The sequence below is a fragment of the uncultured Agitococcus sp. genome, from assembly GCF_937920075.1.
In the GTDB taxonomy this organism is placed as follows: Bacteria; Pseudomonadota; Gammaproteobacteria; order Pseudomonadales; family Moraxellaceae; genus Agitococcus.
This window is the reverse complement of sequence record NZ_CALETI010000210.1, coordinates 1-9,747: the sequence shown is the minus strand read 5'-3', so window position 1 is coordinate 9,747 and position 9,747 is coordinate 1. Positions and strand designations below refer to the sequence as shown.

General features: G+C 41.0%; 9 protein-coding genes and 2 pseudogenes. 8 read left to right on the top strand and 3 right to left on the bottom strand.

What is annotated here, in order from left to right; translation table 11 throughout:
* The 8 genes and pseudogenes from Q0212_RS07760 to Q0212_RS07725 all read left to right on the top strand — a co-directional run.
* The coding region (locus Q0212_RS07760) for an ATP-binding cassette domain-containing protein (protein ID WP_297924215.1) at positions 1-870 on the top strand (870 nt) is incomplete at its 5' end.
* A 210-nt stretch (positions 871-1,080) separates the two neighbouring features.
* Positions 1,081-1,497: pseudogene (locus Q0212_RS07755) on the top strand (FKBP-type peptidyl-prolyl cis-trans isomerase); the annotation flags it as partial.
* A 161-nt stretch (positions 1,498-1,658) separates the two neighbouring features.
* Positions 1,659-3,245: a peptide chain release factor 3 gene (locus tag Q0212_RS07750; RefSeq protein WP_297924217.1), complete on the top strand. Its 1,587-nt coding sequence runs from the start codon at positions 1,659-1,661 to the stop codon at positions 3,243-3,245.
* Between the two features lie 50 nt (positions 3,246-3,295).
* The gene (locus Q0212_RS07745) at positions 3,296-4,060 is read left to right on the top strand and encodes a DUF3298 domain-containing protein (protein WP_297924213.1); all 765 of its coding nucleotides are present in this window, start codon (positions 3,296-3,298) and stop codon (positions 4,058-4,060) included.
* Positions 4,060-4,878: a TatD family hydrolase gene (locus Q0212_RS07740; RefSeq protein ID WP_297924211.1), complete on the top strand. Its 819-nt coding sequence runs from the start codon at positions 4,060-4,062 to the stop codon at positions 4,876-4,878. The genes Q0212_RS07745 and Q0212_RS07740 overlap by 1 nt, the downstream gene beginning before the upstream one ends.
* 62 nt (positions 4,879-4,940) lie before the next feature.
* Positions 4,941-5,717 carry a tRNA threonylcarbamoyladenosine dehydratase gene (locus tag Q0212_RS07735; RefSeq protein ID WP_297924209.1) on the top strand — a complete coding sequence of 259 codons (777 nt, stop codon included), beginning with the start codon at positions 4,941-4,943 and terminating at the stop codon, positions 5,715-5,717.
* A 161-nt stretch (positions 5,718-5,878) separates the two neighbouring features.
* Complete coding sequence (locus Q0212_RS07730; RefSeq protein WP_297924207.1) at positions 5,879-6,388, top strand: transposase; 510 nt, start codon at positions 5,879-5,881, stop codon at positions 6,386-6,388.
* A gap of 17 nt (positions 6,389-6,405) precedes the next feature.
* Positions 6,406-7,014 (top strand): metal-dependent hydrolase, encoded by a 609-nt coding sequence (locus tag Q0212_RS07725; RefSeq protein ID WP_297924205.1) that lies wholly within the window; start codon positions 6,406-6,408, stop codon positions 7,012-7,014.
* Position 7,015: 1 nt separating this feature from the next.
* On the opposite strand, the gene Q0212_RS07720 is transcribed toward Q0212_RS07725, so the two are convergent.
* From Q0212_RS07720 to Q0212_RS07710, 3 genes and pseudogenes are all read right to left on the bottom strand, one after another.
* Positions 7,016-8,197, bottom strand: coding sequence for an acetyl-CoA C-acyltransferase (locus tag Q0212_RS07720; protein ID WP_297924203.1), 1,182 nt, complete (start codon positions 8,195-8,197; stop codon positions 7,016-7,018).
* 543 nt (positions 8,198-8,740) lie between these two features.
* A pseudogene (gene csrA / locus Q0212_RS07715) lies at positions 8,741-8,920 on the bottom strand (carbon storage regulator CsrA); the annotation flags it as partial.
* 397 nt (positions 8,921-9,317) lie between these two features.
* A partial coding sequence (locus Q0212_RS07710; protein WP_297924202.1) for a hypothetical protein occupies positions 9,318-9,747 on the bottom strand: 430 nt, incomplete at its 5' end.

Genomic DNA, 9,747 nt, shown 5'->3' with positions numbered 1-9,747 from the left:
AAACTTATTCTCGCTGAAGAAAAACCAACTGATGGAAAAGTATTATTTGAACAAGAAGATATCCATGGACTAAGCTCACACGAGCTTACACGTTTTCGAAAGCGTATTGGTGTGGTATTTCAGGATTTTCGTCTTCTTCCGCACAAGACTGCATATGAAAATATTGCCTTTGCGATGGAGGCACTCGGAAAAACAGACGAAGAAATTGCGTCAGATGTACCGCACGTACTCGAACTTGTGGATTTGAAGCATAAGATTTGGAGTTTTCCTAATGAGCTTTCTGGTGGTGAGAAAGCACGCCTCTTATTCTGCCGTATGAGCTTCGATGCGCCGCATATCATGCTGCTCGACGAGCCGACCAACCACCTCGATATCGAAGCGCGTCAGGCGCTTATCGATGCGCTCAACGGCTATGACGGCGCCGTTATCATCGTCAGCCACGACCCCGGTATGGTGGAGCGTGTCGCCGACCGTCTGTGGCTGGTGCATGATGGCGAGGTGAAAAACTTCGATGGCGATCTGGCCGATTACCGCCGTTTTGTGATCCAGCAGCGCCGCGAACGCCGCAGCAAGGAACGCGCGGGCCGCCAGAAAGAAGAGGCTGCCGCAGCCACAACCGCAACACCCCCCGCGCCGGCATCGGCGCCTGCCGCAAATATTAATGTTTCGGCCCTGCGCAAACGTATCGAAAAAGCCGAAAAAGAAATCGCGCGCTTGAGTGTTGAAAAAGAAACATTGGAAGCCGCGATGGCCACACCAGATTTCTATCTGGATAATCACAAAGCCATTACCGTCCAGAAGGAATATGAACGCGTGGCCGCCGCTCTATCCGAACAGGAAGAGATCTGGCTATCCGCGCAGGTGGAGTGATCTGGTATTAGACGAGGTCTAGTTCTGGATAACGTCCCAGAGCAGCAAGACATCTGCGTGCATAATAGCGGTCAAGATACTCGTCCTGAGGGGCTTCGGCCCGCATCTTAAAAGTGGGCGTTAAGTTTTTCGCATCATTGGGGGAGGAGAGCGTGCAAATTTCAATATATTCCAAAGCCCTTTTCGCATCTGCAATGTTTATTTTTTGTGTTGGAAGAAAAACAAAAGAAAGCAGCATCAGAAGCAGTCAGCAAAGGTGCAGCTTATTTAGCTGAAAACGCGAAAAAGCCAAACGTTAAAACGACAGCTTCTGGCTTACAATACGAAGTGATTAAAGAAGGTACAGGTGCTAAGCCAACAGCAACAAGTACTGTAAAAGTACATTATGAAGGCAAATTGATTGATGGTACTGTGTTTGATAGTTCGATCAAACGTGGCGAGCCTGTGTCTTTCCCATTAAATCAAGTTATTCCCGGTTGGACAGAGGGCGTACAGTTAATGTCTGTGGGTTCTAAATATCGTTTTGTCATTCCTGCTAATATAGCCTATGGTGAACAAGGTGGTGGCCCAATTCCTCCAAACTCTGTGTTAACCTTTGAAGTTGAATTATTGGAAATTGTGCAATAAGCTAGTTCGACTTTATTAATAAAAGAACCCAGTTAATACTGGGTTTTTTTATGGCGCGTTATTGCTTGTCAGTTTTATGGTATAATTTGAGCGATTATTTATCTTTTATATCAAGATTATGGTTTTAACATCTTGATATGTCTAATGAGCAGAATCCAGTTATGAGCCACGAACAACTCCTTAATGAAGTTAAGGTTAGAAGAACTTTCGCCATTATTTCCCACCCTGACGCTGGTAAAACGACAATTACCGAAAAATTGTTATTGTGGGGTAGAGCTATTCAAGTCGCAGGCACAGTCAAATCACGTAAATCTGACCGTCATGCCACCTCTGACTGGATGGAAATGGAAAAACAACGGGGTATTTCGATTACTACCTCAGTGATGCAATTCCCTTACAAAGACCATATTATTAACCTGTTAGATACACCCGGCCACGAAGACTTCTCGGAAGATACCTATCGCACCTTAACTGCTGTTGACTCGGCATTAATGGTCATTGATGGGGCAAAAGGTGTCGAAGACCGAACCATTAAATTGATGGACGTGTGTCGTATGCGCGATACACCGATTATTACCTTTATCAACAAATTAGACCGTGAAAACCGTGAACCGATTGAGTTATTAGACGAAATCGAAAGCGTATTAAAAATTCAATGTGCGCCTATTACATGGCCAATTGGTATGGGACGCGACTTTAAGGGTGTTTATAACTTGCTCGAAGATAAGGTTTACTTATATCAAGCAGGTCATGGCCATGAAATTGTTGATATTCAAACCATTCAAGGTTTAGATAATCCCCAATTAGCTGAATTGTTGGGCGACCAGTTAAATAATTTGCTCGAATCCTTAGAGTTAGTGCAAGGTGCAAGTCATCCTTTTGATTTAGAGTTATTTTTAGCAGGTAAATTAACGCCTGTCTTTTTTGGTACAGCCTTGGGTAACTTTGGTGTTGACCATATTCTCAATGGTTTTGTCAGTTGGGCGCCTGAGCCAAAAGTGCATAAAGCGGCGGAGCGCGCGGTTGAACCGACGGAGCAAGGCTTTTCGGGCTTTGTCTTTAAAATTCAAGCTAATATGGATCCTAAACACCGTGACCGTATTGCCTTCTTAAGAATTTGTTCAGGTAAATACGAAAAAGGTTTAAAGCTCAATCATGTGCGTTTGGGCAAAGAAGTGCGTATTGCTGATGCTTTAACCTTCTTGGCAGGTGAGCGCGAGCATTTAGAAGAGGCATGGGCAGGCGACATTATTGGGTTGCATAATCATGGCACGATTCAAATTGGTGATACGTTTACTGAAGGCGAAAATTTACACTTTTTAGGTATTCCCCATTTTGCCCCTGAAATGTTTAGACGTGTGCGTTTAAAAGACCCCTTAAAAAGCAAACAATTGCAAAAAGGCTTAAAAGAGTTGTCCGAAGAAGGTGCAACTCAAGTGTTTATGCCTTATAACAGCAATGACTTAATTTTAGGCGCAGTAGGTGTGTTGCAGTTTGATGTGGTTGCCTTCCGTCTGAAAGAAGAATACAAAGTCGATTGTGTCTATGAACCTGTCAGCATTAACACGGTACGTTGGATTGAATGCAGTGACGAGAAAAAATTGGCTGAATTTAAGAAAAAAGCCCATGACCAATTGTCGGAGGATGGTGGTGGCTATTTAACGTATCTTGCGCCTTCTCGTGTCAATTTGCAATTAATGCAAGAGCGTTATCCAGATGTTAAATTTAGAGAAACGCGCGAACACTAATCGCTAATAAAATTCCCTCTCCGTCTTGGAGAGGGTTAAGGAAAGCGAATATGAAAATTTATCTTCTACCCACTTTGTTAGTGGTTTTCTTATCGGCTTGTGATAAGCCCCAAGCCCCCAAACCTGTAGAAAAACCTACACCAACGCCTGTGGCTACAACCCCCAGTTATGCACCGTTAATTATTAAAAACGAAACATGGAAGAAAAATAAACCTCAATGTAAGGGTAATGACTGTCCTTATATGGAAGTCGAACTGCAACAAATTGAAGATGCTGCACTTAAATCATTGATTGAAAGGGAATTAGTAGGGCTAGTTTATGTTGATGATAAACAACCAAAATTTAATACGATTGCTCAGCTAAGCCAGTATTTTTGGCCAAAAACCGAAGGCCAATGGAATATCTATTTACGATCAAAAATTTTGCGTCAAAAACAACAGTTATTAGTGGTTGAACTGAATAGCGATACTTATTTAGGTGGCGCACATGGCTCGCCAGTGACGAAGTATTTAAATATTAATCGTCAAAATCAACAATTATTAACGTTAAAAGATGTGTTAGTCACAGGCCAAGAACAAGCATTTTGGGCATTGGTAAAAAAACTACATCAGCAATGGTTAAAGCAAAATGATTTAACTGACCCTGATTTAATGACAGCATGGCCATTTGTGACCACTGATAATATTGCTCTTGGCGAAAAGGGCATCATTGTTAAATATCAAGCCTATGCCATCGCGGCTTATGCTTTTGGTCAGCCTGAATTTGTTGTGCCTTATGAGCAATTAAAAGGGATTGTTAAACCAGAGTTTTTGTAATGTGGATAGATACCCATTGCCATTTTGATGTAGAAGAATTTGCCCATGATCGCACACAAGTCGCAGCTGATGCTTACGCTCAAGGGGTAGAAGCGATGGCGGTCATTGCCTATTTAGCCAAGTATTGGCCACAACTACTATCGGTTTGTCAGCAATTTAAGCAACCACAATTATTGCCAGTCTTGGGTCTGCATCCTTGTTATATCAGCGAACATCAAAACAGCGACTTAGCACAACTAGAACAACATTTGCAAAACAATGATTGTATTGCGATTGGTGAAATAGGTTTAGACACTTATGTTGCCGAAATCAAACAACCTGAATTTTATCAAAAGCAACAACAAATTTTTGCTGAACAATTAGCCTTAGCCAAACAATATCAAAAGCCTGTTGTGTTACATGTACGCAAAGCTCATGCAGATGTCTTTAAAATTATTAAACAACAAAAATTTAGCGAAGGTGGTATCGTTCATGCTTTTTCGGGTGGGGTAGAAGAGGCAAAAACCTATGCGAAATTAGGCTTTAAGTTGGGGATTGGTGGCAGCGTAACCTATCCACAAGCCAAGCGTTTACATAGCGTGGTGAATGCCATGCCAATAGAAAGTTTGGTGATCGAAACGGATGCACCTGATATGATTCCCATGCCTCATCGTCAAGAGAATGCCAAATATACACGTAACTCTCCCGCCTATTTACCCAGTGTTGCCCATGCTTTAGCTCAAGCCAAACAGCTTTCCTTAGAACAGCTTGCACAAATTTTATGGAAAAATAGTTGCCAAGCTTTGCATTTAACGTTAAAAAGCAGCGGCTTTTATTAAGCCATATTTTTTAATATCTATCCTCGCTACAGGAGGATAAGATTTTTATTTAGGGTGATTTTATGCAAGGTCTGTTTGAACGTACCCACATCCTATTAGGGGATGAGAAAATTGAGCGTTTAAAAAACGCGCGTGTGTTTATTGCAGGTTTAGGGGGAGTTGGCTCGTTTGCTGCCGAAGCCTTGGCGCGTATGGGCGTTGGCCATTTAACGTTGGTTGATTGTGACGTGGTTGCTGCTAGTAATGTTAACCGTCAATTAGTGGCGTTAAACTCAACAGTTGGCCAAAACAAAGCCGATATTATGGCGGCACGTGTTCGTGATATTAATCCTGATGTGCAGTTGATGGTGATGACTGATTTTATGAATCGAGAGTTGTTTGAAGCCCATTTTGCCGCTTATCAATATGACTATGTGTTAGATTGTATTGACTCGCTTAACTGTAAAGTGGCGTTGATTGAAGTCGCTTATAAGTTGGGCTTAAATGTCGCTTCTAGTATGGGGGCAGGTGGCAAAACTGACCCATCACAAATTAAAGTCAGCGATTTATATGACACCAATGTTTGTCATTTAGCGAGCAAAATGCGTCAACGTTTGAAGCGTTTAAATGTGGGTACAGGCATTCGTACGGTGTATTCGACAGAGCCACCTTTACCGCCGTTGCCGCCTGCACCAACCTCCGCAGGACGACCAAGAGCCGTTAATGGCACAGTAAGTTATTTGCCACCGTTATTTGGTTTTACTTTGGCAGGTTTAGTGGTACGCGATTTAACAGGTATTAGCGAACCGTTAAAACGCAAAACTGTGCGTAAAGGTTATAAGCCCAAGGGGATGACTTAACTAGGCTTTTGGAAAACTTTGAGTTACGTCATTGTGTAGGCTGGGCATTTTGCCCAGCTTATTGCTTAAAAAGGTACTTATTTGCTGGGCTAAAGCCACAGCCTACGTTAATATAATGATGTTAGAATGACAAAACCACTAAATAAAGCAAGGACTGCAAAATGCGACAATATATTCGTGATCGCACGGCTGGCGGTACATACTTTCTAACTTTTAACTTATTAAACCGTCAACAAACATTACTGACAGATAACATAGATAAAGTTCGCCAAGCCTACCGACTCACCCAACAACACCAGCCATTTTCTTTACAGGCAATGGTTATTTTACCCGAACACATACATTGGCTCATACAATTACCCATTAATGATGATAATTATGCTGCTAGGGTATCGTTATTTAAGGCCGCTTTTTCTCGACAAATGGCAAAAACCGAAATACTGAGCCAAAGCCGAATGGCTAAACGTGAAAGAGGAATATGGCAGAGACGTTTTTGGGAGCATCGCATCCGTGATGAACATGACTTTAAGCAACATATGGATTATATTCATTATAATCCTGTTAAACATGGTTACACGGTCGCGGCTAAAGACTGGCCATTTTCAACTTTTCATCATTGGGTAAGTCAAAAAGTGTATTCTCAACATTGGGGAAGCATTGAAAAAAATTAACGGATGTGAGGTGTAAAATGAACTGGCAATCTCTGTGGCAAAGCCTAAGTTTAGTGCCTTCTAGTCATTTATTAGCAGAATTACAAACAGCTTATACACAAACGCAGCGTTTTTATCATAGCCAACAACATCTACAAGAATGTTTAAGCCTATTAAATGAGGTAGAACATTTAGCCAAACAACCTGCCGAATTAGCCCTTGCGTTATATTTTCATGATGCCATTTATAACCCACAAGCCAACGACAATGAAGCACAAAGTGCAGCATGGGCAGTGCAAGTATTAACTCAATGCCACGCACAACAAACATTAATACAACGCATTGAACAGTTAATTATAGCCACTCAACATCACACCATTGCCAAAGATGATGTTGATGGCCAATTATTATTGGATATAGATTTAGCGATTTTAGGGCAAGAATCGACTCGCTTTAATGAGTACGAACAACAAATTCGCCAAGAATATGCGTGGGTCAGCGAACAAGATTATCGTATAGGTAGGTCAAAGGTATTACAGAGTTTTTTACAACGAGAGTGGATTTATCAAACGGATTATTTTAGACAAAGATTTGAACAACAAGCGCGGATGAATATTCAAACCGCGCTTGAGGGTTTAGCTAATTAAATTAAACTAATTCAATCGCCATTGCAGTAGCTTCACCACCACCAATACATAAAGAAGCAACACCACGTTTGCCACCGTATTGTTTTAAAGCGTGAATCAAACTTAAAATGATACGAGAGCCAGTAGAACCAACTGGATGACCTAAAGCACAAGCACCACCATGTACGTTAACTTTGTCATGGGGAATGTTGTGTTTAATCATGGCAGCCATTGTGACCATTGCAAAAGCTTCGTTGATTTCAAATAAATCAACATCAGCAACGTTCCAACCTGTTTTAGCAAATAATTTTTCCATCGCGCCAATTGGAGCAATGGTAAATTCGCTTGGATGTTGAGATTGTGTGCTGTGGGCAACAATACGTGCTAAAGGTTGTAAACCACGTGCTTTAGCAGTGCTTTCGCGCATTAATACTAATGCAGATGCACCGTCAGAAATAGAGCTGGCGTTAGCGGCAGTGATTGTACCGTCTTTAGCAAATGCTGGTTTTAAGCTAGGAATTTTTTCGATTTTAGCATTACCAGGTTGTTCATCAATGGCAACTAAGGTATCACCATTACGACCTTTAACAGGCACACCAACGATTTCGGCTTCAAAACGGCCTTCAGCAATCGCTTTTTGAGCGCGCTTTAAAGAGGCAATCGCAAAATCGTCCATTTGTTCGCGGGTTAACTCTAATTTTGTCGCCATTTCTTGAGCAAAAGAACCCATTAAACGACCTGTTTCAGCATCTTCTAAACCGTCTAAAAACATATGATCTTTGATGTCACCATGACCCATACGATAACCACCACGAGCTTTGGTTAACACGTAGGGTGCGTTGGTCATAGACTCCATACCACCTGCAACAGCAATATCAACACTGCCAGCCACTAATAAATCGTGAGCAAACATGGTGGCTTTCATACCAGAACCACAAAGTTTGTTAATGGTGGTTGCACCTGTTGCGGCTGGCAAACCTGCTTTTAACATCGCTTGACGGGCAGGGCCTTGTTTTAAACCAGCAGGCAACACACAACCCATAATCACTTCTTGCACATCTTCTGGTTGAATACCAGCACGAGCAATCGCTTCTTTAATAGCAACAGCGCCAAGTTCAGGTGCAGTCACGCTAGATAAAGCACCTTGGAAACCACCCATTGGGGTACGAGCACCATTTACGATAACAATAGGATCATGGCTCATTTTTAAACTCCACTTATATATGAGATGTGCTAAACAAACCTGACGATTATACGGTATTTCTGTACCGATGTAGGTGTTTGAGTGGCTTTTTATTTGACTTAATGGTTCAAAATACACTGTAGTAAAAATACTACATCAATTGCCATTTTTTGCGATAGAAATGCAATCTTGGAATCAGCATAATACACACATGGCGCAGGATGATGCAAAGGATAGCAAAAAAGGACAGGACATAAGCCATAGGATGTAGAGGAAGAGGCTAAGATAGCCAAACGATCATAAGCTTTCAGGATGATAGCAAATGATTAGCGTAGCAGCAAATGGATACGCACAGGGAGTAGAAGGATTGGATGCTGCAAGGTGACATTAAGTCAACATCGACATGAAGTCAAAGAAAAAGCCCAAGTTCAGGATGATTGAAACTTGGGCTTTCTTGTTTTTGCGAATAATCACTCTTAAAACAGTAATGGTTGGCCAAACGTATTAAATGTTTTGGGAGTGAAAATTCGAATTTTATTAGTTATTAAAGTCGTCGTGATCATGATGTTGATTGATGACTTTTTCACGTTGAATACGTTGATAGATTTCTTCGCGATGTACAGCAATTTCTTTAGGGGCATTGACACCAATACGAACTTGGTTGCCTTTTACGCCTAATACAGTCACGCTTACTTCGTCACCAACCATTAAAGTTTCGCCAACACGACGAGTTAAAATTAACATAGTTAATCTCCTTGAGTAGAAACAGCTTGTTATTTGAGGCTTATTTGTGCATTTGCCTTGCAGTTTCCATTAGATTCCCAGTCAGTTAACAATCATATAGAGTATTAAGACGGATGTGTCTAATAAACTATTTTCTTTTTAAGTTTTCTGACCTACAAAATCAAGCGTTAATGCGTATTAAATACAAAAAAACCGACAAAATGTTGATAGTGATAACATAAAATCTGATTTTAGATTTTATACAGGTGGCAATCTTGGCCTAAGACCAAAGTATTTTATCGCTGTTGGCATCTATCAGGGTATAACTGAGTGTTTTGAGTAGAGCACAAACAACTAAAATGACGTTAATCTTAAACTTAGGTAGACGTTAATATAAAACGCCTACCTTAAGATTTTCTTAAGCATCCAAGCCAAATGCTGTATGTAAAGCACGTACAGCTAATTCCATATATTTTTTAAGTGCATTGGCTGCTTCGGTTTGGAAAGTCGCTGCTTGTTCTTTAGTAATGGAGCTATCGGCAGCAAGATTACTATATATGGTAGATTTCAACATCCACGATTCAGCTTTCTTAGCTGTTTTTTCACTTTGCAATGCCTTATCAATTTGAGTTTTAGCATCTTCATAACAAGTTGATTTTGGTAAAGTAATATATGCTAATTTTTCACCAGCACCAGGTACTAAAATATCAACATCTTGTCTCCAATCAGGATGAGAATGGTCATGGATTCTTGTTCCTGCCATACCATAAGGGTTTGCATCAGAGTTTACAACTCTAACAATCATATTAGCATGCTCAACTTCTTTTCCAGTTTCAGCACCATCTTCA

Bases quoted from the DNA above. Each gene is read 5' to 3' on its own strand.
- Q0212_RS07750 (WP_297924217.1), top strand. From the start codon at position 1,659: ATGAGCCACGAACAACTCCTTAATGAAGTTAAGGTTAGAAGAACTTTC.
- Q0212_RS07745 (WP_297924213.1), top strand. From the start codon at position 3,296: ATGAAAATTTATCTTCTACCCACTTTGTTAGTGGTTTTCTTATCGGCT.
- Q0212_RS07740 (WP_297924211.1), top strand. From the start codon at position 4,060: ATGTGGATAGATACCCATTGCCATTTTGATGTAGAAGAATTTGCCCAT.
- Q0212_RS07735 (WP_297924209.1), top strand. From the start codon at position 4,941: ATGCAAGGTCTGTTTGAACGTACCCACATCCTATTAGGGGATGAGAAA.
- Q0212_RS07730 (WP_297924207.1), top strand. From the start codon at position 5,879: ATGCGACAATATATTCGTGATCGCACGGCTGGCGGTACATACTTTCTA.
- Q0212_RS07725 (WP_297924205.1), top strand. From the start codon at position 6,406: ATGAACTGGCAATCTCTGTGGCAAAGCCTAAGTTTAGTGCCTTCTAGT.
- Q0212_RS07720 (WP_297924203.1), bottom strand. From the start codon at position 8,197: ATGAGCCATGATCCTATTGTTATCGTAAATGGTGCTCGTACCCCAATG.